This is a genomic window from Nonomuraea sp. KM88, assembly GCF_052245635.1.
GTDB lineage: Bacteria > Actinomycetota > Actinomycetes > Streptosporangiales > Streptosporangiaceae > Nonomuraea.
On the sequence record NZ_JBQQCC010000006.1, the window covers coordinates 207330 to 227296 of the forward strand.

General features: G+C 71.0%; 19 protein-coding genes. 9 read left to right on the forward strand and 10 right to left on the reverse strand.

Translation table 11 applies throughout. The features are described 5' to 3' along the window. The first annotated feature begins 22 nt into the window (after positions 1 to 22). Positions 23 to 583: a GNAT family N-acetyltransferase gene (locus ACTWPV_RS20345; RefSeq protein ID WP_443152995.1), complete on the forward strand. Its 561-nt coding sequence runs from the start codon at positions 23 to 25 to the stop codon at positions 581 to 583. Here ACTWPV_RS20345 and ACTWPV_RS20350 read toward each other — a convergent pair. From ACTWPV_RS20350 to ACTWPV_RS20365, 4 genes are read right to left on the reverse strand one after another with little or no spacing between them, the layout of a single operon-like run. Further along, positions 556 to 864 carry a hypothetical protein gene (locus ACTWPV_RS20350; RefSeq protein WP_443152996.1) on the reverse strand — a complete coding sequence of 103 codons (309 nt, stop codon included), beginning with the start codon at positions 862 to 864 and terminating at the stop codon, positions 556 to 558. The two genes, ACTWPV_RS20345 and ACTWPV_RS20350, sit on opposite strands and share 28 nt — an antisense overlap. 21 nt (positions 865 to 885) lie before the next feature. Continuing rightward, positions 886 to 1809: a carbohydrate ABC transporter permease gene (locus ACTWPV_RS20355; protein WP_443152997.1), complete on the reverse strand. Its 924-nt coding sequence runs from the start codon at positions 1807 to 1809 to the stop codon at positions 886 to 888. After that, the gene (locus ACTWPV_RS20360; RefSeq protein ID WP_443152998.1) at positions 1806 to 2792 is read right to left on the reverse strand and encodes an ABC transporter permease; all 987 of its coding nucleotides are present in this window, start codon (positions 2790 to 2792) and stop codon (positions 1806 to 1808) included. The genes ACTWPV_RS20355 and ACTWPV_RS20360 overlap by 4 nt, the downstream gene beginning before the upstream one ends. Before the next feature lie 25 nt (positions 2793 to 2817). Continuing rightward, on the reverse strand, positions 2818 to 4458 hold the full coding sequence (locus tag ACTWPV_RS20365) for an extracellular solute-binding protein (protein ID WP_443152999.1): 1641 nt from the start codon (positions 4456 to 4458) through the stop codon (positions 2818 to 2820). A gap of 223 nt (positions 4459 to 4681) precedes the next feature. On the opposite strand from ACTWPV_RS20365, the gene ACTWPV_RS20370 reads away from it, so the two are divergent. The 3 genes from ACTWPV_RS20370 to ACTWPV_RS20380 all read left to right on the forward strand — a co-directional run bounded on the left by ACTWPV_RS20370 (position 4682) and on the right by ACTWPV_RS20380 (position 9797). Next, positions 4682 to 5893 carry an ROK family protein gene (locus ACTWPV_RS20370; RefSeq protein WP_443153000.1) on the forward strand — a complete coding sequence of 404 codons (1212 nt, stop codon included), beginning with the start codon at positions 4682 to 4684 and terminating at the stop codon, positions 5891 to 5893. A gap of 104 nt (positions 5894 to 5997) precedes the next feature. Further along, complete coding sequence (locus tag ACTWPV_RS20375; RefSeq protein ID WP_443153145.1) at positions 5998 to 8796, forward strand: glycoside hydrolase family 3 C-terminal domain-containing protein; 2799 nt, start codon at positions 5998 to 6000, stop codon at positions 8794 to 8796. Beyond that, positions 8793 to 9797: a LacI family DNA-binding transcriptional regulator gene (locus ACTWPV_RS20380; protein WP_347646682.1), complete on the forward strand. Its 1005-nt coding sequence runs from the start codon at positions 8793 to 8795 to the stop codon at positions 9795 to 9797. The genes ACTWPV_RS20375 and ACTWPV_RS20380 overlap by 4 nt, the downstream gene beginning before the upstream one ends. Positions 9798 to 9809: 12 nt before the next feature. Here the strand turns inward: ACTWPV_RS20380 and ACTWPV_RS20385 are convergent, their stop codons facing one another. Next, a complete protein-coding gene (locus ACTWPV_RS20385; protein ID WP_347646681.1) occupies positions 9810 to 10385 on the reverse strand; it encodes a DUF6506 family protein in 576 nt (191 codons plus the stop codon). 236 nt (positions 10386 to 10621) lie between these two features. On the opposite strand from ACTWPV_RS20385, the gene ACTWPV_RS20390 reads away from it, so the two are divergent. The 3 genes from ACTWPV_RS20390 to ACTWPV_RS20400 all read left to right on the forward strand — a co-directional run bounded on the left by ACTWPV_RS20390 (position 10622) and on the right by ACTWPV_RS20400 (position 13250). After that, positions 10622 to 11101: a GNAT family N-acetyltransferase gene (locus ACTWPV_RS20390; protein ID WP_347646680.1), complete on the forward strand. Its 480-nt coding sequence runs from the start codon at positions 10622 to 10624 to the stop codon at positions 11099 to 11101. Positions 11102 to 11164: 63 nt separating this feature from the next. Then, complete coding sequence (gene sigJ, locus ACTWPV_RS20395; RefSeq protein WP_347646679.1) at positions 11165 to 12070, forward strand: RNA polymerase sigma factor SigJ; 906 nt, start codon at positions 11165 to 11167, stop codon at positions 12068 to 12070. A 73-nt stretch (positions 12071 to 12143) separates the two neighbouring features. After that, entirely contained in the window at positions 12144 to 13250 is a 1107-nt protein-coding gene (locus ACTWPV_RS20400) for an NAD(P)/FAD-dependent oxidoreductase (RefSeq protein ID WP_443153001.1), read from the forward strand. Between the two features lie 57 nt (positions 13251 to 13307). Here ACTWPV_RS20400 and ACTWPV_RS20405 read toward each other — a convergent pair whose 3' ends face one another. From ACTWPV_RS20405 to ACTWPV_RS20415, 3 genes are all read right to left on the reverse strand, one after another. Beyond that, positions 13308 to 15965 (reverse strand): cellulose binding domain-containing protein, encoded by a 2658-nt coding sequence (locus ACTWPV_RS20405; protein ID WP_347646677.1) that lies wholly within the window; start codon positions 15963 to 15965, stop codon positions 13308 to 13310. Between the two features lie 171 nt (positions 15966 to 16136). Continuing rightward, positions 16137 to 16673 (reverse strand): DoxX family protein, encoded by a 537-nt coding sequence (locus ACTWPV_RS20410; protein WP_443153002.1) that lies wholly within the window; start codon positions 16671 to 16673, stop codon positions 16137 to 16139. A gap of 187 nt (positions 16674 to 16860) precedes the next feature. Continuing rightward, the gene (locus tag ACTWPV_RS20415) at positions 16861 to 18003 is read right to left on the reverse strand and encodes an RNA-guided endonuclease InsQ/TnpB family protein (protein WP_443153003.1); all 1143 of its coding nucleotides are present in this window, start codon (positions 18001 to 18003) and stop codon (positions 16861 to 16863) included. A gap of 25 nt (positions 18004 to 18028) precedes the next feature. On the opposite strand from ACTWPV_RS20415, the gene tnpA reads away from it, so the two are divergent. Further along, positions 18029 to 18457 carry an IS200/IS605 family transposase gene (tnpA, locus tag ACTWPV_RS20420; protein WP_443153004.1) on the forward strand — a complete coding sequence of 143 codons (429 nt, stop codon included), beginning with the start codon at positions 18029 to 18031 and terminating at the stop codon, positions 18455 to 18457. Positions 18458 to 18522: 65 nt separating this feature from the next. On the opposite strand, the gene ACTWPV_RS20425 is transcribed toward tnpA, so the two are convergent. Then, positions 18523 to 19011: a carbohydrate-binding protein gene (locus tag ACTWPV_RS20425; protein WP_443153005.1), complete on the reverse strand. Its 489-nt coding sequence runs from the start codon at positions 19009 to 19011 to the stop codon at positions 18523 to 18525. Beyond that, complete coding sequence (locus ACTWPV_RS20430; RefSeq protein WP_443153006.1) at positions 19008 to 19601, reverse strand: glycoside hydrolase family 3 protein; 594 nt, start codon at positions 19599 to 19601, stop codon at positions 19008 to 19010. The genes ACTWPV_RS20425 and ACTWPV_RS20430 overlap by 4 nt, the downstream gene beginning before the upstream one ends. Positions 19602 to 19734: 133 nt before the next feature. Here ACTWPV_RS20430 and ACTWPV_RS20435 point away from each other — a divergent pair, with 133 nt between their 5' ends. After that, a complete protein-coding gene (locus ACTWPV_RS20435; RefSeq protein WP_443153007.1) occupies positions 19735 to 19956 on the forward strand; it encodes a hypothetical protein in 222 nt (73 codons plus the stop codon). Positions 19957 to 19967 lie beyond the last annotated feature (11 nt).

Here is a 19967-nt window from a genome sequence, read left to right on the forward strand (position 1 = left end):
ACTCGCATGCAGAATGTCCGGTGTGATCTATCTTGTCCGGGGCCCGCGCGTGGCTCTCCGTTTCATCGGCCTGCAGGACTTCGATGAGCTCGCCGCGCTGCACCGGGAGAGCGCGGACATGCTCGCCCCCTGGATGCCCGGCCGCCCGGTCACCGCGTCGTACGATTCCTTCGAGTCCTACGTCGCCCGTTTCGACCTGCCGGCGCACGAGGGGTTTCTGATCTGCCTGCGGGACACCGGCGCGATCGTCGGGCGGGTCAACATCAACAACATCGTCCGGGGCACCCACCAGTCCGGGACGATCGGCTACTCCGCCTACGCGTCCACGACCGGCCGCGGCTACATGACGGAGGGTCTGGGCCTGCTCGTCGGGTACGCGTTCGGCGAGATGGAGTTGCACCGGCTGGAGGCGAACATCCAGCCGTCGAACGCGCCCTCCCTGCGGCTGATCAGGCGTCTGGGGTTCGAGCGCGAGGGGTTCTCGCCGAAGTTCCAGTTCATCGACGGGGCGTGGAGGGACCACGAGCGCTGGGCCATCACCGCGGAGACGGCGGGTCAGGACAGCAGCTCGTACGCCACGTAGGCGGCGATCCCGTACGCGAGGTGCGGGACGACGTCCGAGATCCAGGACGACGCCGGCCATTCGCGCGGGTCGGTGACGCCCAGCACCGTCATCGGCACGTTGGAGCCGGCCATGGCGAGTGCCGTGAGCGCGCCCACCCCGGCCGTCCAGGAGGGCCGGCGCCGCGACGAGAGCAGCCCGTAGCAGAGGGCCGCCCCCGCGCCGGTCACGTAGCCGGTGAGCGCGCCGAGCGCGCTGGTCCCGGCGGCGCCCGCGACCAGGCTCTTCACGATGGTGTGCATGAACGGGGTGCTACCCCTGGCTCAGCCCTTGATGGCCCCCACGATGACGCCCTTGGTGAAGTGGCGCTGCACCAGCGGGTAGATGATCAGGGCGGGCACCACGGCGATCACCACGATGGCCATCTTGATCGCCAGTGTCGGCGGTGCGTCGCCCGTCACCCCCGCCGTGGCGCTGGGCAGCGGGTTGGAGTCGACGACGTACTGCCGCAGGATGAGCGCGAGCGGCCACTTGCGGGTGTCGTCGATGTAGAGCATCGCGTTGAACCAGGCGTTCCAGTAGCCGACCGCGTAGAACATCGCGACGACCGCCGTGACCGCCCTGGACATGGGCAGGACGATCCGCCACAGGATGCGGAACTCGCCCGCCCCGTCGATGCGCGCGCTGTCGAGGATCTCGCCGGGGATGTTCATGAAGAACGAGCGGAGCACCACCACGTTGAACGCCGAGACGGCCGTCGGCAGGATCAGCGACCAGTAGCTGTCCTTCAGCCCGAGCCCGCTCACCATCAGGTAGACGGGGATGATGCCGGGGAAGAACACGAACATCAGCAGCACGCTGAACAGCAACGGCCGGTGCAGGAACGAGCCGGGCCGCGAGAGCGAGTACGCCCCCAGCACGCTCACCCCGGTGCTGATCAGCGTGCCGGCGACGGTCACGAAGGTGCTGACGAGCACGGCCCTGCTGACCACGGTGTCGGAGAAGATCTGCCGGTACGCCTCGAACGTGATGCCGTCGGGCACCAGCACGAGCCCGCCGACCCGGTTGACGGTGGCCGACGAGCTGAGGCTGGTCAGCACGATCGTGTAGAGCGGGCCGAGCACGGCCAGGACGATCAGGGTCACCAGCGTGCCCTTGCCGAGCCGGGCGGCCGGCGAGGGCCGCTCCTCCCAGGGCGCCAGCCTGGCGGGCGCGCCCCTGCGGCGTCTGGACGTCAGCACTGTCATGATCGTGAATACACTCCTCGCTCGCCGAGCGCGTGCGCCACCCGGTTGGCCGCCAGGATGAGCAGCAGGCCCACCAGGCCCTTGAACAGCCCGGCCGCGGCGCCGTACCCGAGGTCGCCGGTGCGCAGGCCCGACCAGTAGACGAACGTGTCGAACACTTCGGACGCCTCGCTGCCGACGGCGCTGCGCTGCAGCATGAACTGCTCGAATCCGACGTTGAGCGCGTCGCCCAGCCGCAGGATGAGCAGCAGCACGATGACCGGCCGCAGTCCTGGCAGGGTGATGTGCCACATGCGCCGCCACCGGCGGGCGCCGTCCACGGCGGCGGCCTCGTACAGGTTGGGGTCGATGGTGCTGAGCGCGGCCAGGAAGATGATCGCGCCCCAGCCGGCGTCCTTCCAGATCGTCTGCGAGGTGATGAGCAGGATGAACGTGTCGGAGTCGGTCATCCAGTCGACGGCCTCGCGCCCGTTGTCCCGCAGGATCTGCGCCAGCAGCCCGGCGCCGCCGAACATCTGCTGGAAGATGGCGACGACCAGCACCCAGGAGAAGAAGTACGGCATGTAGACCACGCCCTGCACGAACGCCCTCAGCCGGGCCGAGACGATGCTGTTGAGCAGCAGCGCCAGCATGATCGGCACAGGGAAGTAGAAGACGAGCTGGAAGGCGGTGATCGACAGGGTGTTCAGGATGGCGCGCAGGAACTGCGGGTCCTGGAAGAGCAGCGCGAAGTTGGTGAAGCCGATGATCGGGCTGCCGGTGATGCCGCCGGTGTAGGGGTTGTAGTCCTGGAACGCGATGACGTTGCCGAGCGCGGGGATCCACCAGAAGGCCAGGACGACCAGCAACATCGGCAGGTTCATCACCAGCAGCGGCCAGTCCCTGCGCGCCTTGGCCCGCCAGGACAGCCGGTGCGGCGGTGCGGCGTGCCCCGGTCGCCGGGCGCCGCGCCGGACGGGCCGCTTGGCCGTCATGGCCCCCATGGGAGGTCCTTAGCGCCCACGAATGTCACAGCCTGCCGTTCTCGCGGGCGACCTTCATGTAGAACTCGCGCGCCTCGTTGCCACCCTGGTCCTGCCACTCCTTGACGATCTTGGGCCATTCGGAGAGCGGCCGCTTGCCGCGGAAGACCTCGTTCATCTTGTCCTCGGTGGGCGTCGCCAGGCCCGCCATCTTGGAGGGGGTCTCCACCCGGATCCCCACGAACGGGTCGTTGTCGAGGATCGCGGCGGCCTTCGTCTGCCAGTCGTGCTGGGCCTGGACCAGGCCGTCGTACTGGCTCATGGAGTTGGCCGGCGGGCGGCCCGACAGGAACATGTACGTGGGCGCGATCTCCTTGCGCCCGAGCGCGGTCTGCTTGACCTTGCCGTCCTCGACGTCGTAGTGCTCGCCCTCGACGCCGTTGTTGACCAGCTCGTACTCCTGCGTGCCGAACGGCCCCGAGCACCAGTTGGCCAGCGCGAGCAGCTCGCGGGTGCGGGCGTCGCCGAGGCCCTTCCTGATGAAGCAGAACATGCCGGCCGGCTCGTTGCGCCACATGATCGCCTTGCCGCCGGGCTTGGCCGGGTAGGGGTCGACGGCCTGCATGTCGAACGTGGGGTTGTCGGGCAGGAACCGGCCGAGGCTCTCGTGCCAGGCACCTGGCCCGTCGCGATAGATGATCATCTGCCCGCTGCCGAAGATGCCTTTGTTGTCGGCGTCCTTGTTCGCGACGATGTCGGGGTGCACGTAGCCGGCCTCGAAGAGCTTGACCATGAACTCGACCGACGCGGCGAACTCGGCGGTCTCGTACTTGTACTCGAGCGTGCCGTCGCTCTTCTTGCGCCACTCGCGCGGCGCGCCGAAGGCCCGCTGCATCTCCTGCTCCATGCCGCCGCCGAACGCCCAGCGCTTCTTCTTGGCGTCGGTGATGGCCTTGCCGAGCGTGACCAGGTCGTCGCCGCTCCTGGGCTGCTCCAGGCCCAGCTCCTCCAGGATGTCCTGGCGCACGAAGGTGGCGAACGGGAAGGGCTCGTTCTGCCAGGGGATGCCCTGCAGGATGCCGCCGAAGACGCCGTACTGCCAGGCCGCCGTGTCGTAGTTGGCCAGCAGCGGGAACTCCTTGGCCTTGTCGCCGGCCAGGTAGGGGGACAGGTCGGCGAAGAGCTTGTTGGCCGCTTCCGTGAACCGCGCGATCGTGATGATCTCCCAGCCCGGGATCTGGATCATCTCCGGCACGTCGCCACTGGCCAGCAGGGTGCTGACCTTCTGCCCGTAGGTGTTGCCGTCGGAGATGTTGAAGCGCACGGTCCCGCCGAGGCGTTCGTTGACGGCGTCGTAGTAGGAGTTGTCGCCCAGGCCGGGCGGCACCGTGCCCCAGAGCGGCGTCATCGCGGTCACCTCCTTGCCGCTGGTCAGCGGCTTGGTGGTGACGGCCTGGACCATGGTGGCGGGGCGGGTCAGGAAGCCGGGCGCGACGAACTCGCTGCCGGGCAGGTCGGGCTTGAGCCCGGGGATCTCGAACGGGACGCGGGTCGGCACCAGGCTCTTGAGCTTGTCGGCCGCCACGGCGGTGCCTTTGGAGGTCGCTTTCTTCTCGGCGCAGCCCGCTACCAGAACACTCGCTCCGACCAGGCCGAGAAACCCGCGGCGCGTTGTGGTGGTTGGCATGGCTCGCTCCCTTCTCCGAGTGAGGGATGGGCCTCATAATTAGTTGGTATTTCAGCCAAACAAATTAGTAGACTGTCAGCATAGGCCACAAGGATCGGGACGGTCACAGGTTGGCACTGATGGGAAACGTGCTACGCGGCGGCGCCTCCCGCGAGCGGGTTCCTCGTTAGGGAAGGGAGCCCGCGATGCGGCATGCTGGGGTCATCTGGGAACGGGGCTGATATTGATCACTTCTACGACCGGCCCGCAGCCGGCCGACTTCGCCGACGTGCGCGCCACCAACCTCGCGGTCGTGCTGCGCTTCGTCCGCGAGCACGCGCCGTGCTCGCGGGCCGACATCGCGGCCTCCACCGGGTTGAACAAGGCGACGGTGTCGAGCCTCGTCGCCGACCTCATCGACCGGCGGCTCGTACGCGAGACGGGCCTGACGGAGAACCGGGTCGGCAGGCCGGCCACGATGCTCGTGCTCGACGGCTCCCCGTACGCCGCCATCGGCGTCGAGATCAACGTCGACCACGTGTCGGCCGTGGCCACCGGCCTGGCGGGCGAGCGGCTGCTGACATGGCGGCGCGGGTTCGCCGGAGGCGGCTCGGTCATCCAGGGCATGGCCGGCGTCGGAGCGATCATCAGGCGCGTGGTCGGCCGCATGACCAAGGAGGAACGCCAGGTGCTGGGCCTGGCCGTGGCCGTGCCGGGCCTGGTCGACGTGCAGGGCACCGTCCGCATCGCGCCCAACCTGGGCTGGCGTGACGCCGACATCGGCGGCGACCTGGCCAAGGTGCTGCGCGACCCCGGCTTTCCCATCCAGGTCGACAACGACGCCAACCTCGCGGCGCTGGCCGAGCAGCGCTTCGGCGCGCATGCCGGAGCCTCCGACCTGGTCTATCTCACCGGCGAGATCGGCGTGGGGGCGGGCATCATCCTCGACGGTCGGCTGCGCAGGGGGCGCCTCGGCTACAGCGGCGAGATCGGCCACGTGCAACTCGATCCCGACGGTCCCGCGTGCCCCTGCGGGCGGCGCGGTTGCCTGGAGGTCATGGCGGGCATCGGCGCCGTGCTGCGCAAGGACGTGTCTCCCGCCGAGGTGCAGATGGAGATCGAGGAGGCGGTGCGGCTCGCCCGCGCCGGCGACCCCGGCACCCTGGCCACGCTCGACGCGGTGGGCAGGAACCTCGGCAAGGGCGTGTCCATCCTGGCGAACCTCCTCAACTCCGAGGTGGTGGTTCTGGGAGGTTACTACGTGCCGCTGGCGCCCTGGCTGCTGCCGGCGGTGCACGGCGAGATGGGCGAGCGCGTCATCGCGGTCGAGGGCGGCGGATGCCAGGTCGTGGCCTCGACGCTGGGTCACGACGCGGCGGCGCTCGGGGGCGCGGCGCGGGTGCTCGACTCCATCGATTCGGGAAGATTGCCCGGAGGATTGTCGCGAATCCCTTGACCTTGGTCACCGGGACGTGCACCCTTCAGTCAACCCACCGAAATGTCCGCGTAACTTCGCCAGGCCGGTCGTCGAAGCGCTTCGACACTCTCCGAGGGATGACCATGCACCAACCCTTCCGCGACCCAGCGCTCCCCCTCTCCGCCAGGATCGACGACCTGATGCGCAGGCTCACCCTCGAGGAGAAGACGGGCCTGCTCCACCAGTACCAGGCCCCGGTCGAACGGCTGGGCGTCGGGGCGTTCCGCACCGGCACCGAGGCGCTGCACGGCCTGGCCTGGCTCGGCCCGGCCACCGTGTTCCCCCAGGCCGTCGGGCTGGCCTCGACCTGGGACCTCGACCTCGTCCGCAGGGTGGGCGAGGCCGTCGGCGACGAGGTGCTGGCCTTCCACCACAAGGATCCGGCCGGCGCGGGGCTCAACGTGTGGGCCCCCGTGGTCAACCCGCTGCGCGACCCCCGGTGGGGGCGGAACGAGGAGGGCTACTCCGAGGACCCGTGGCTGACCGGCGTCACGGCCACGGCGTTCGCGCTCGGGCTGCGTGGGAGCGCTCCCGAAACGCTGAAGACCGCCCCCACCCTCAAGCACTTCCTCGCCTACAACAACGAGACCGACCGCTGCACCACCTCCAGCAGCCTGCCGCCCCGGGTGCTGCGCGAGTACGAGCTGCCCGCCTTCAGGCCCGCCATCGAGCAGGGCGCCGCGGTGGCCGTCATGCCGTCGTACAACCTGGTCAACGGGCGTCCCGCGCATCTCAGCCCGCTGATCGGGCAGGTGCTGCGCGCCTGGGCGCCCGGCGACCTGCTGGTGGTCAGCGACGCGTACGCGCCGGGCAACCTCACCGCGCTGCAGGGCTACCACGACACGCCGCCCGAGGCGTACGCGCACGCGGTCAAGGCCGGGATCGACAGCTTCACCCAGGACGACGACCGCGCGGAAGCCACGCTCGGGCACCTGCGCGAGGCGCTGCGGCTCGGCCTGCTCACGGAGGAGGACGTCGACGGCGCCGCACGCCACGCGCTGTCCATCCGGTTCCGGCTCGGCGAGTTCGACCCCGCGACGCCGTACGACGGCATCACCGACAACGTGGTCAACTGCCCCGGGCACCAGGCGCTGGCCAGGGAGGCGGCGCGGCGCTCGTTCGTGTTGCTGCGCAACGACGGCCTGCTCCCGCTGGACGGGACCGGCACGGTCGCGGTGATCGGCCAACTCGGCGACGCGCTCATGGAGGACTGGTACAGCGGCACCCTGCCCTACGCCGTCACCGCGCGCGCCGGGCTGGCCGAGCGCTGCCGGACGGTGTTCTGCGAGGCCGTGGACCGGGTGACGCTGACCGCCGAGGCCGGGCCCGTCGCCGCCGACCCCGCCGGCGGGCCGCTCAGCGTGGGCGGCGCGCCGACGGTGGCGCCGACGGGGGTGCCGATGGTGGTGGACGCGGGCCGGTTCGACCTGTTCGACTGGGGTGGCGGAGCCTACGCGCTGCGGGCCGTGGCGACCGGGCGGTTCGTGTCGGTGGACGGCCAGACGCTGGTCAACGACCAGCCGGGGCCGAACGGGTGGGAGGTGCGCCAGACGTTCCGCATGGAGGAGCGCCCGCGCGGCACCCTCGCCCTGCGCCACATCTCGACCGGCTGCTACGTCGGCGCGGGAGCCGACGGCGTGCTGCGCCTGGTCGACGACGCCGACCAGGCCGTCTGGCTGGCCATGGACGTCGTCAGGAGCGGCGCGGAGGAGGCCGCGAGGCTCGCCGCGGGCGCGGACGTCGCCGTCGTCGTGGTCGGCGACCATCCCCTCGTCAACGGCAGGGAGACCGAGGACCGCATGACGCTGGCGCTCGCCCCCGCCCAGGACGCCGTGGTGCGGGCCGTGCGCGCGGCGAACCCCCGCACCGTCATGGTCATCACCAGCGGCTACCCGCTCACCTGGACCGACGGGGACGTGCCCGCCGTGGTGTGGTCGGCCCACGGCGGCCAGGAGTACGGACACGCCCTGGCCGACGTGCTCTTCGGCGACGCCGACCCGGAGGGCCGCCTCACCCAGACGTGGTACCGCTCGGAGCAGGAGCTGCCCGACCTGCTCGACTACGACATCATCGCCTCCGACGCCACCTACCAGTATTTCCGCGGGGTGCCGCTGCACCCGTTCGGCCACGGCCTCAGCTACACCACGTTCGGCTACGCCGACCTGCGCGTGCGCCTCGACGGTGACGTGCTGCGCGCCGAGGTCACGGTCACCAACACGGGCACGCGGCCCGGCGTCGAGGTCGTGCAGTTCTACACCCACCAGCAGCGCTCCCGCGTCAAGCAGCCGCTGCGCCGCCTGCGCGGCTTCGAGAAGGCGCACCTCGCGCCCGGCGAGAGCCGTACGGTCGGCCTGGCGCTGCCCGTCTCCGAGCTGGCCTTCTGGGACGTGACCAGGAGCAGGTTCGTCGTGGAGCACGCGCCGCACCGGCTCATGGTCGGCCGCAGCGCCACCGACCTGCGCCTGAGCGCCCCCTTCGAGGTCGAGGGCGAGACCATCCCGCCCCAGTCGGGGCCGCTGCGCGCGGCCTGCCACGACGAGTACGACGCGATCACGTTCGTGGACGAGACGAAGGAGGACGGCGACGCCGTGCGGTCCGACGCGGAGGGCGCCTGGATCCTGTTCCGGCAGGTCGATCTGACCGACAGCGTGTCCTGCGTGGCGACGGCGGGCAGCGCGGAAGGCGGCATGATCACCATCCGCCGCGACGACCCGCTCTACGGCTCCGCCCTGGCCACGCTTCCCGTGCCGCGGACCGGCCGCTACACCTACCACGCCGTCACGGCTCCCCTTGCGGACGCGGACGGCGTGCACGATCTTTATGTCGTGTTCGAGAACGACGGGGTGCGGCTGTCCCGGCTCGACTTCGGAGCCGGGGCTTGAGCGGGCGCGCGGTCACGATCTCCGAGGTCGCCAAGCACGCGGGCGTGGCCGTCAGCACGGTCTCCTACGTGCTCAGCGGCAAGCGGACGATCTCGGCCGACACCAGGCGGCGGGTGCTCGACAGCATCAACGCCCTCGGCTACCACCCGAACGCCGGCGCCCGCGCCCTGGCCAGCAGGCGCTCCAACGTGATCGCGCTGGTGCTGCCGCTGCGGGCCGGCATGCACGTGCCCGTCCTCATGCGCTTCGCCAGCGCGGTCGTCACCGCCGCCCGCCGCTTCGACCACGACGTGCTGCTGCTGACCGCCGACGAGGGCACGGCCGGCATCCGGCGGGTGGCGGCCAGCGCGCTGGTGGACGCGCTCGTCCTCATGGACGTCGAGCTGGACGACCGCCGGGTGCCGCTGCTGCGCGAGCTGGCCGAGCCGAGCGTGCTCATCGGTTTTCCCGCCGAACCCGCCGGGCTGACGTGCGTGGACCTCGACTTCGCCGCGGCCGGGGCGCGCTGCGTCGAGCACCTGGCCGAGCGCGGCCACGACGAGATCGCCCTGCTGGGGGCGCCGTCCGTGGTCTACGAGCGGGGCACCGGCTTCGCCCGGCGCACCCGGGAGGGGTTCGTGGAGGCGGTGGACGCCCACGGGCTCAAGGGGGTGGCGCTGGCCTGCGAGGAGACGTTCGACGAGGTGTACGAGACCGTCCGCGACCTGCTCCTCGACCAGCCCGGTCTGTCGGGGCTGGTCGTGCACAACGAGGCCGCGGTCGGGCACGTGCTCGCCGCGCTGCGCCAGCTGGACCGGCGGGTGCCGCACGACGTGGCCGTGGTGGCGATCTGCCCCGACGACGTGGCCGAGCGCGCCAGCCCGCCGCTGACCTCGGTGCTGATCCCGGCGGAGGAGGTGGGCAGAGAGGCCGTCCGCCTGGTCATGGACAAGCTGGAGGGCCGCGCGGTGCCCGACTCCACCCTGCTCACCCCGCTACTCGCCGTCCGCGCCAGCACCTGAGCCCGCGTCCTGTCAGCGGCGGTGGGCGATGACGCCTACGGGGAGCGCGTCGGGGTCCACGGCGCGGATGACCGGCTCGGCCGCGTACGGCCCCGGCGTTCCGAAGAGCTCGATCAGCTGCAGGTCGGCCGCCATCTTCCCGGCCAGTTCTGCGGCGGCCGCGGTGTCCGGCACCCCGACCACGGTGGTGCTGCCGCCGCCGTCCTTGGCGAACACGACCCGGTCGGCCTCGGGGTCCGCCCCTTCGTGCACGATGATGAACGCCTCGGACAACGCCTCTCCGGCCTCGTACCTGGCCTTGAAGGACGCCACGCCGGCCAGCGACTCGAACCCGTAGTAGATCGCCCCCACCGGCACCCTCCCGCCGGAGGCTCTGACGGCCTCCGCGTGCCAGAGGGCGCCGAAGCCGCCGCAGAGCTCGACCTGGTCCACTCCCTCCGCCACCAGACCGGTCACCAGCTCCGCCATCTGGGCGGGGTCCCCGACAGCGCGTACGCGGGTGCGTCCGCTCGCGTTCCGGATCACCAGCACGTCGGTTTCCGGGTCGGCGCCGGTCTCCTCGTAAATGACCACTGTGTCCTTCGGCATGGCACTGCTCCCTTTCTTTCGGTCCCTCCACTCTGCTACCTCAACCAAAGTTCAGGTCAACCCCCGCCGACAACTTGATCCGCCACACCGGGTAACCTGGCTCGCGAACGGTCGGCACCCGGACGGGGAGGTTGATGAATATGGCCCGCCACGGCCTTCGTCAGCATGCCCTTGACCGGGTCGCGCGAGCGTAGCGCCCGCGGCCCGGTCGTCCCACCGACGACCAGGAGTGTCGCGTGTCTTCCAACACCATTCTGACCACTGACCGGCTCGTGCTGCGCCCATGGGCCACCGGCGAGATCGCCGCCGTCCTCGGCGGCGAGCGGCTCGAGCACTGGGCGGACGACTTCCCCGCCGAGGGCGACCGCGTGATCGCCGGCATCCTCGACGGACAACCCGAACTGCTCGGCGACCACGGCCATCGCGTGATCGTCGAACGCGAGAGCGGCCGGGTGGTCGGCTCCATCGGCCTGTTCTGGCCGCCCGCCGAAGGCGCCATCGAGATCGGGTACGGCGTCGTGCCCTCCCGGCGCGGCCGCGGTTACGCGCCGGAGGCCACCCGGGCCCTCGTCACGCACGCGCTGACCGCGCCGGAGGTGCACGCCGTCCACGCCACCGCCGAGCTGTCCAACCCCGCCTCCATCCGCGTGCTGGAGAAGGCGGGGCTGCGGCGGTGGAGCGCCGACGCCGAGACCGTGCGCTACCGCACCGCCTGACGACCGGCCCCACCGGCTCTCCCGCTCGGGACGGCGACCGGGCGACGTCCTAGCATCGGGTGCGTGGAGGTTCCCGGCGCGGAGGAGCGGCGCCCGGCGCCCGTGGCCGTGTTCGAGGAGCAGCGGCCGCGGCTGTTCGCGCTGGCCTACCGCCTGCTCGGCTCGGCCGCCGAGGCCGAGGACATGGTCCAGGAGGCGTACATGCGCTGGAGCCAGGCCGGGCCGGTCGAGGTGCCGGCGGCCTGGCTGACCAGGGTGGTCACCAACCTGTGCCTGAGCCAGCTCACCTCGGCTCGGCGGCGGCGGGAGAGCTACGCGGGGCCCTGGCTGCCCGAGCCGGTGCTGACCGGCGACGGGGCCCTCGGTCCGCTGGAGACCGTCGAGCAGCGCGAGTCGGTGTCGCTGGGCGTGCTCATCCTGCTGGAGCGGCTGACGCCGGTGGAGCGGGCGGTGTTCGTGCTGAGGGAGGCGTTCGGGTACGCCCACGCCGAGGTCGCCGGCATCCTCGGCATCACCGAGGAGCACTCCCGCCAGCTGCACCGCCGGGCCAGGGCGCACGTCGGCGAGCCGCGCAAACGGTTCGAGAGCGACCGCGAGCACCATCGCCGGATCGTGCGGGGGTTCCTGCGGGCGACGCTCGGCGGCGACGTGGCGGCGCTGGAGCAGCTGCTCGCCGACGACGTGGTGGCCTGGGCCGACGGCGGCGGCACCGCGACCGCCGCCCGCCGCCCTGTGTACGGGCGGGCGAGGGTGCTGCGTTACCTGCGCGGGCTCGCCGACCGGCCGGAGGCGGCCGGGATCGCGTGGGACATCGTGGACGTCAACGCCGAGCCCGCCGTGGTCGTGCGTGACGCCGGCGGCGGCCTGCTCGCGGTCTTCGCCGTGGAGGTCGCGGACGGGCGGGTCTCCGCGGTCAGGACCATCGTGAGCCCGGCCAAGCTCGCCTTCGCCGCCACGCAGCTCATGTGAGCACCGTCACAGGCCAGCGGTGTCACGAACGGCCCGGCTCGCCGGTTCAGGTGGGGACTCGATCGGAGGAACCATGACGAACCACATCGTGGTGCTGGGAGCCGGATACGCCGGGCTGGGGGCGGCCAAGCGCGCCGCCCGCCGCCTGCGCTCGACGGGCGTACGGGTGACGCTGGTCAACGCGGCCGACCGGTTCGTCGAGCGGGTGCGGCTGCACCAGCTCGCGGCCGGGCAGCGGCTGCCCGACCTGCCGCTGGCCGGCCTGCTCGACGGCACCGGCGTCGAGCTGGTGGTGGCCCAGGTGACGGGCCTCGACCTTCGGGCGCGGACGGTCCAGCTGGACGGGTCGCCGTACACGCTGAGCTACGACGTGCTGGTCTACGCCCTCGGCAGCGCCGCCGACCTGGACACCGTGCCAGGGGTGCGCGAGCACGCGTGCCCGATCGCGACGGAGGGCGACGCCGTACGGCTGCGGGCACGGCTGGCAGGGCCGGGAGCGGTGACCGTGGTGGGTGGCGGGCTCACCGGGATCGAGACGGCGGCGGAGCTCGCCGAGACCCGCCCGGAGCTGCGGGTCGAGCTGCTCTGCGCCGGCCCCGTCGCGCCGGGCCTGTCCGTACGGGCCCGCCGCCACGTCCATCGGGCCTTCGCCCGCCTGGGCGTCGCGGTCCGCGAGCACGAACCCGTCGCCAAGGTCGGCCCCGACGGCGTCCTGCTGGAGGGCGGCGACGAGGTGCCCGCAAGGACGGTGGTGTGGGCGGGCGGGTTCCGCGTCTCCCCGCTGGCCGCCGCGTCGGGGCTGCGCACCGACGGGGAGGGCCGCATGGTCGTCGACCGGTCGCTGCGCTCGGTGTCGCATCCCGAGGTGTTCGGCGTCGGCGACGCTGCGGCGCCGCCCGGCGAGCGGTCGCGGATGTCGTGCCAGACCGGGCTGCCCATGGGCCTGTGCACGGGCGACGCCGTGGCCGGCCTGGTGGCCGGGCGGGAGCCGGGGCCGGCCAGGTTCCGCCACGTCTGGCGCAACGTCAGCCTGGGCCGCCGCGACGGCGTCACCCAGGTGACCCGCGCCGACGACAGCCCGCTGGACGTCGTGCTCACCGGCCGTGCCTCCGCCGCGTTCAAGGAGAGCATCATCCGCGGCACCGTCTCGGCCATGCGCCATCCCGGCCCCTGGCTCTGACGGCCCGGACGGCCGGCGAGGCGCCCGCCCCTCCGCGGGGAGCGGGCGCCTCGCGGGTCACGCCGGCGTGCAGGTGAGGGTGGCGGGTGGGGTGTGGGTGGCGCCGGAGCTGCCGTTGAAGCCGAACGACGCGGTCCCGTTCGGGGAGAGGTTGCCGTTGTAGCCGGCGTTCCCGACGCTCACGCCGGCGCCCGTCTGGGTGACGGTGCCGTTCCAGAGCTGGGTGATCTTCTCGTCACCCGCCCACGTCCAGGTGACCGTCCAGCCGTTGATCGCGGACGCGCCGGTGTTCTTGACCGCCACCTCCGCCTGGAAGCCGCCCGGCCACTGGTTGCCCGCCTTGTACGTGGCCGTGCAGCCCCCGCTCGCCGTGGGCGTGACGGTCGGCGTCACCGTGGGCGTGACCGTGGGCGTGACGGTCGGGGTGACGGTGACGGGCGGGCCCGTGCGGTCGCCGTAGATGATGCCGCGGCCGTTGGTCCCGAGGTAGACGCGGCCGTAGACGCGCGGGTCGCCGGTGAGGGCCTCGCCCATGTTGCCCCACTGGTGCTCGTCGTCGTTGATCCTGAGCCAGCTCGCTCCGGCGTCGTCCGAGCGGTACAGGCCGGTGACGCCGTCGAGGGTGGCCACGGCGAAGACCGCCATGTACGTCCCGCCGGGCGCGGCCTTGCCGAAGCCGACGTTCACCGACCTGGTGATGCCGGGCACCTTGGAGAAGGACGCCCCGCCGTCCGTGGAGTGCCACAGGCCGCCGTCGCCGGCCAGCCACAGGTCGCCCTGGCGGCCGGGCACCGCCTTGAACTTGCCGCCGGCCGGCAGGCCGGTCGCGGCGGTGGCGGCGAACGTGGCGCCGCCGTCGGTGCTGCGGTAGAGGCGGCCGCCGCTCAGGCCGTAGAACGTCATCGGGTCGACCCGGTCGGACTCGACGACGGCGTCCGTGGGCAGGCCTGAGGCGGACTGCCAGGAGTTGCCGTAGCCGACCGAGTAGACCGGCGCCACGCCCTTGGGCGCCCAGACGAAGCGGGAGCCGTCGGCCGCCGCAGCGACCGTGCCGCCCTCGTTGACGCCGCCCGGCTCGGTGCCCTGGAACCAGTTGGCGCCGCCGTCCGTGGAGAAGGCCACGTGGCTGTCGTTCGGCCGGTCGGCGTCGGTGAAGTTGCCGGCCCGCACCATGACCGACGGGTTCCGCTCGGCGTAGTCGAGGCTGGTGGTGGAGGTGAACGTCGGCGAGGTGAACATCATCGGCGGCACGGCGTCGAGGTCGGTGTGGCGGAAGCCGGCGATGTCGCCGAGACCGCTGATCAGGGGCGCGCCGCTCGGCGGGCTGATGAGGTCGAGGACGGCCGTCTCCTCCAGGCCCCTGGCCACGGGTTCGATGGTGAACTGCCCGCCGGTGTCCCAGCGGGTGAGGTTCTCGGTGCCGTAGATGGTGGCGCCGGTGCCGTACATCATCCTGTCGGAGTCGAACGGGTCGATCTCCAGCGACTCGGTCATCCAGCCGAGCTTCGGCGCGGTCTCGGGGGGCTGCGGGTTACCGCCGAACGTCAGCCACGGGTTCTCCGAGATGTCCATCGTGTAGCGGAAGGTGCGGTTCGGGTACGACGACCAGTCCCACACGCGCGTCCAGGTGGCGCCGGAGTCCGTGGACCGGAAGAAGATCACGTCCGGCCACCAGGAGATCTGGGTGGCCACCATGATCGTGGACGGGTTCTGCCGGTCGATGGTGAGCCCGCTGTAGCCGAAGTAGTCGTCCTCGCTGGAGGACGGGATGGGGCTGATCTGCGTCCAGGCGCCCGTCTCGGTGGCGTACCGCCACACGTCGCCCTTGGCCCCGTCGTACGGCCCGCCGGTGTCGCTCGTGGCGATGTACAGGTAGCCGTTCTCCGTGTCGAGCACGCCCTTGTGCGGCAGGTAGCCGGTGGGCTGGCCGGCCACGCGCTGCCAGGTGGCGCCCGCGTCCGTGGTGCGGTAGACGCTGTTGTCCTTGTCGGCGACGCCGACGTAGATGGTCCTGGTGGCGCTGCCCTCGGCTGACGAGCGCGGGTCGTAGGTCACCCAGAGCACGCCGGGCTCGTGGCTGAGGTAGCCGTTGGGGTCGTTCGGATCCTGGGCGTAGTTGCCGGGGTTGGGGAAGCTCGTCACCTCCGACCAGGTCGCGCCGTGGTCGGTGCTGCGCCACAACCCGTTGCCGTTGGGGGCGCCGAAGTAGAGCACGCTGTTGTCGTTGGGGTCGACGGACAGCGCCTCGCCCATGCCGCGGCCGGGCATGTTGCCGCCGAGCTTGAACGGCAGCGGCGTGACCTGCCAGCTGTCGCCCCTGTCGGCCGAGCGCAGGATGGCTCCGTTGTTGGGATCCCAGCTGTTGGTGTACATGCCGACGGCGGCGTACACGCGGTCGGTGTCGACGGGGTCGGTGGCCAGGCTGATCACGCCGTTGTAGCCCCACTTGTCCCAGCCCACCCAGTCGAGCAAGGGGGTCCACGACCTGGTGGACTGGTTCCAGCGGTAGGCCCCGCCGATGTCGGTGCGGGCGTAGATGAGGTTCCGCTCCGACGGGTTGAAGATGATGCCGGGGACGAAGCCGCCGCCGTCGATCCTGACGTTCTTGTACGCGTACGGATCGGAGGCGACGGCCGACACCGGTGACATCCGCACGACCGCCGCCACGAGCAGGACGGCGGCGGTCGCGAGCATGACGAACAGTCTTCTTCGCATGCGCGGCTCTTCCTTTCCGGGCACGCCGGCAGGCGCCCCGAGGGCTTCAGATGACCCGCCATGCACGAGCAGAGTGCAGGACCCTGACCGTCGCCGCGCCTTCGCGCATGAGCTCACCAGAAGGCTCACACACGCCCGAGCCGATGGTCAATAGTTTGGATAGACAACGAATTAAAGCCGCCCGGCACCCCTGGTCACCGGCTGTACGCCGCCCGCCCGCGGCCGAGCGGCGAGCCTGCGCAGAACCGCCGGGCGCTGCGCGGCCCAGAGCGCGATCCCGATGTAGAGCACCTGCTCCGGGATCCGCTGCCACAACGGCGAGGCCTCCCCGCCGGCGAACGGCACGTCGGCGAGGGCCGCGTGGACGTTGGCCGGCAGCATGGCCACGAAGAGCAGCGCCAGGCAAACCCCCGCGGCCTCGCGGGTGCCGGCCAGCACGAGGCCGGCGGCCCCGGCCAGCTCCAGCACGCCGGTCAGGTAGACCATCAGCGCGGGGAACGGCACGAACGGCGGCACCATGGCCAGCAGGTCGGCGTGGTTCGGCATGACGGTCACTCCGGCCGGCACGAAGTGCGCGCTGGCGGTCATGACCAGCATGACGGCCAGGCCGTGGGCCGCACTGACCCGCCACGTGGCGAAGCGCCGCACCCCCAGTGCTCCCAGCAGCCGGAACGCCAGCGTGGCGACCAGCAACACGATCACAGTCATATGCGTCCTCCTTTGGATAGCACCACTATCCCACAGAATGGATAATAGCGCTATCCAACAAGACGGTCGCCTAACCGGTGAACGCGAAGTCCCTGATCCGCAGGTCACCCGTCAGCTTCTCGGTCGTAAACTAAACGACCGAGCTTGCAGCTCGTTGCCGTCGATGGCTTCGACGGGTCGGTCCGCGTCAGGCAGCGTGACTCACTGCCCAGCCGATCTCGCCCCGTGAGGAGACGACACCGGCTGCGTTGACGTCGGCATGCTCAGCGAAGCCGCACGACGTACAGGAGAAGGTGGCCTGGTCGGGCCGGTTGGCCTTGTCCACATGCCCGCAGGCCGAACACTCCTGGGAGGTGTAGGCAGGGTCGACAAAGATCACCGCGACCCCGGCCCTGGCCGCCTTGTAGGCGATGAAGCCGCCCAGCTGGTGGAAGCTCCATGAGTGCAGGGTGACCCGCTGGGGCTTGCGAAGCCGTACCCGGTCGCGGATACCGCCCAGATCTTCCAGGGCGATGCCGCGGCCGGTGCGTTCTGCCTCGGTCACGATCTGCTTGGCGATCACATGATTGACGTTCGCGGCGAAGCGGGCCTCCTTGCGGCGACGCCGCTTCAGCAGCCGTTTGGCCGACTTGGTGGCTTTGGCCTGCAGCCGTCGGCGCAGCTCACGATTGCGGTGCCGGACCGCGTTCAGGCCCTTGCCGCTGTGGCGGATCCCATCACAGGTGGTGGCGATGTTGGCGATCCCCAGATCCACCCCGAGGAACCCATCCGGTGCCGTCACCGGCTTTTCCGGTAGTTCGACCGTGGCGTGCAGGAACCACATGCCATCGCGCCACACCAGATCCGATTCGCCCTTGCGTTGCGCGGCCAGCAGCGCCAGCTGGTCGGCTGAGCCGGTGAAGGCGATGCCGCGCAGCCGCCCGGCGGTCGTCCAGATCGACACCGTCCGCGCCTGGTACTGCCACGATAGACACCGGTCGTCATACGGGTGGGCCGCAAGAGGGCGGAAGACGATCGGTTTGCTTTCCGCCTGGACGCGCCGCTTCGATCCAGGCTTGCCCAGGTTTCCGGCGGCCAGGTTGGCGTGCAGCGTGCGGTAGGTGTCGCAGACCTTTTTGATCACATGCTGGGCGGCCTGCGCGGCCAGCCCAAAGCTGGCTCTGACCTGCTCGTAGGTGTGCTTGCGCAGGTCGAAGTTGCGGAAGCAGCGTTGCTCGAAAGCGGTACGGGCGACCAGGTTCGCGGCCCGGTTGGCGGCGTGCAGTGTGGTTTCCAGGGCCGCCGCCTGTTCGGGTGTCGGCAGCAGCTTCACCTGCACCACCAGCCGCATAGTCGAACACACTATCATTAGGTCCATGTCACCGCGATGGGAACCGAATCCTGATATCCGGCGGGGGCGCAGCGTGGTCTACAGCTTGCACGCCCATTTGGTCTTCACACCGAAGTATCGGCGTAAGGTGTTCACCGACGAGATCCTGCGCCGCTGCGAAGACATCATGATCGAGGTGTGCGACAGTTTCGGCGCGAGGCTGGTGGAGTTCAACGGCGAGCACGACCATGTTCATCTCCTGGTCCACTATCCGCCCAAGGTCGCCCTGTCCACTCTGGTCAACAGCCTCAAGGGCGTCTCGGCCCGCCTGCTACGCAAGGAATACCCGGCCCATATCCGCAAGTATCTGTGGGGCGGCCATTTCTGGTCGCCGTCCTACTTCGCCGCCTCCTGTGGGGGAGCGCCCCTGTCGATCATCAAAGAGTACATCGAGAACCAGAAGCGTCCGGACTGACGTCCGGACGCAAGCCCAGGTCAGTGAAGCGATTCCTCCCAGGCGTCAACGCCCGGGGTTCATCGCTAGATGAGACTGAACACGAGGTAGAGGTCGCCCTTGCCCGCCCTGAGCGAGGCGCTCGCCGTACCCCACTGGTAGATCCCGCCCGTGGCGGGCACCTGCGCGGTCGCGAGCAACCGGCCCTTCGGCGAGCCCGACCGCACCTCGACGGCCCCGCCGCTCACCGACGCGACCCCGGCGGTGAACCGGGAGCCGTACGCCGCGCGGGTGAAGGAGATCCAGCCGCCCTCCGAACCCGCCACGGCCTCGCCGGCCGCCTTCGTCTCGTCCGCGAACGTCACGCCCCGGTAGTCGTCGAAGTCCATCGCCCGCGTGGTCCTCGCCAGGTCGCGCACGGGAATGGTCTCGCCCCGCACGCGCAGGGTCGCGCGCCCGCGGATCCGGTCGGACGCGGAGCCGACGAGGACGTCGTGGGCGGCCTCCTCCACGGCCCACCTGGAGCGGGTGTGGTCCCAGACGGCCAGGTCCGACCGCTTCAGCGTGAAGGTCACCGTCCGCGACTCCCCCGGGTCCAGCGTGACCCGCTGGAAGCCGCGCAACGCTTGACCGGCTGCGCGAAGCGGGAGCGGCGCTGGTGGGTGTAGAGCTGGACCACCTCGTCGCCCCCGACGTCCCCGGTGTTGGCGGCCTCGACGCTCACCTGGTCGCCGCGCACCTTGAGGCCCCGGTAACCGAACGACGTGTAGCTCAGCCCGTGCCCGAAGGCGTAGAGCGGCCTGTCCCTGCCGTAGAGGTACGTCATGCCGGTCTTGATCAGGTCATAGTCCAGGAGGTCCGGCAGGTCGTCCGACGCCGGCCAGGTCTGGGTGAGCCGGCCGGCCGGGTTGACGTCGCAGAACAGCACGTCGGCGACGGCATGGCCGGTCTCCGAGCCGGCGTGCGTGGTCCACAGCAGGGTCGGCGCGTCGACGATGACGGGATAGCCGCTCTCCAGCACGACGACCATCCTCGGGTTGGCCCCGCGCACGGCCTCGATCAGCCGCCGCTGCCCCTCGCCGAGCCGCAGGCCGTCGCGGTCGCGGAAACTCGCGCCCCGCCACGAACGGGTGGCTGCCGACCACCACCACCGCCACCTCGTCACCGACCGCCGAGCCGACCCTTCTGACCAGCTCCGGATCCCAGGTGCTGGCCAGCCCGACCGCCTGTGGGAAGACCGTCCCGGCGGCGAACTTCTGGTTCCAGCCGTCGTCGCGGTGGTTGGACCAGGCGACGCCGTGCAGCGCCTCCGTGCCGTTCTTGTGATAGCCGATGCCGAGCCGCGGGATCGCCGGCTGCGACTGGTGCAGCAGGCCGAGCTTCTCCCGCAGAGTGAGCCGGCCGAGCAGGTCCTCGACCCGTTGCTCCAGCGGCAGGCCGGGGTCCTGGAACGGATGGCCGGCCGCCTGGCCGGGCGGAACGGCGAGCATCGAGGCCGCCACGGCGAGGGCGGCCACTAACGGGATTCGCA

Coding starts and splice junctions, on each gene's coding strand:
- ACTWPV_RS20350 (WP_443152996.1), bottom strand. CDS start 864: ATGCACACCATCGTGAAGAGCCTGGTCGCGGGCGCCGCCGGGACCAGC.
- ACTWPV_RS20355 (WP_443152997.1), bottom strand. CDS start 1,809: ATGACAGTGCTGACGTCCAGACGCCGCAGGGGCGCGCCCGCCAGGCTG.
- ACTWPV_RS20360 (WP_443152998.1), bottom strand. CDS start 2,792: ATGGGGGCCATGACGGCCAAGCGGCCCGTCCGGCGCGGCGCCCGGCGA.
- ACTWPV_RS20365 (WP_443152999.1), bottom strand. CDS start 4,458: ATGCCAACCACCACAACGCGCCGCGGGTTTCTCGGCCTGGTCGGAGCG.
- ACTWPV_RS20375 (WP_443153145.1), top strand. CDS start 5,998: ATGCACCAACCCTTCCGCGACCCAGCGCTCCCCCTCTCCGCCAGGATC.
- ACTWPV_RS20385 (WP_347646681.1), bottom strand. CDS start 10,385: ATGCCGAAGGACACAGTGGTCATTTACGAGGAGACCGGCGCCGACCCG.
- ACTWPV_RS20400 (WP_443153001.1), top strand. CDS start 12,144: ATGACGAACCACATCGTGGTGCTGGGAGCCGGATACGCCGGGCTGGGG.
- ACTWPV_RS20405 (WP_347646677.1), bottom strand. CDS start 15,965: ATGCGAAGAAGACTGTTCGTCATGCTCGCGACCGCCGCCGTCCTGCTC.
- ACTWPV_RS20410 (WP_443153002.1), bottom strand. CDS start 16,673: ATGACTGTGATCGTGTTGCTGGTCGCCACGCTGGCGTTCCGGCTGCTG.
- ACTWPV_RS20415 (WP_443153003.1), bottom strand. CDS start 18,003: ATGCGGCTGGTGGTGCAGGTGAAGCTGCTGCCGACACCCGAACAGGCG.
- tnpA (WP_443153004.1), top strand. CDS start 18,029: ATGTCACCGCGATGGGAACCGAATCCTGATATCCGGCGGGGGCGCAGC.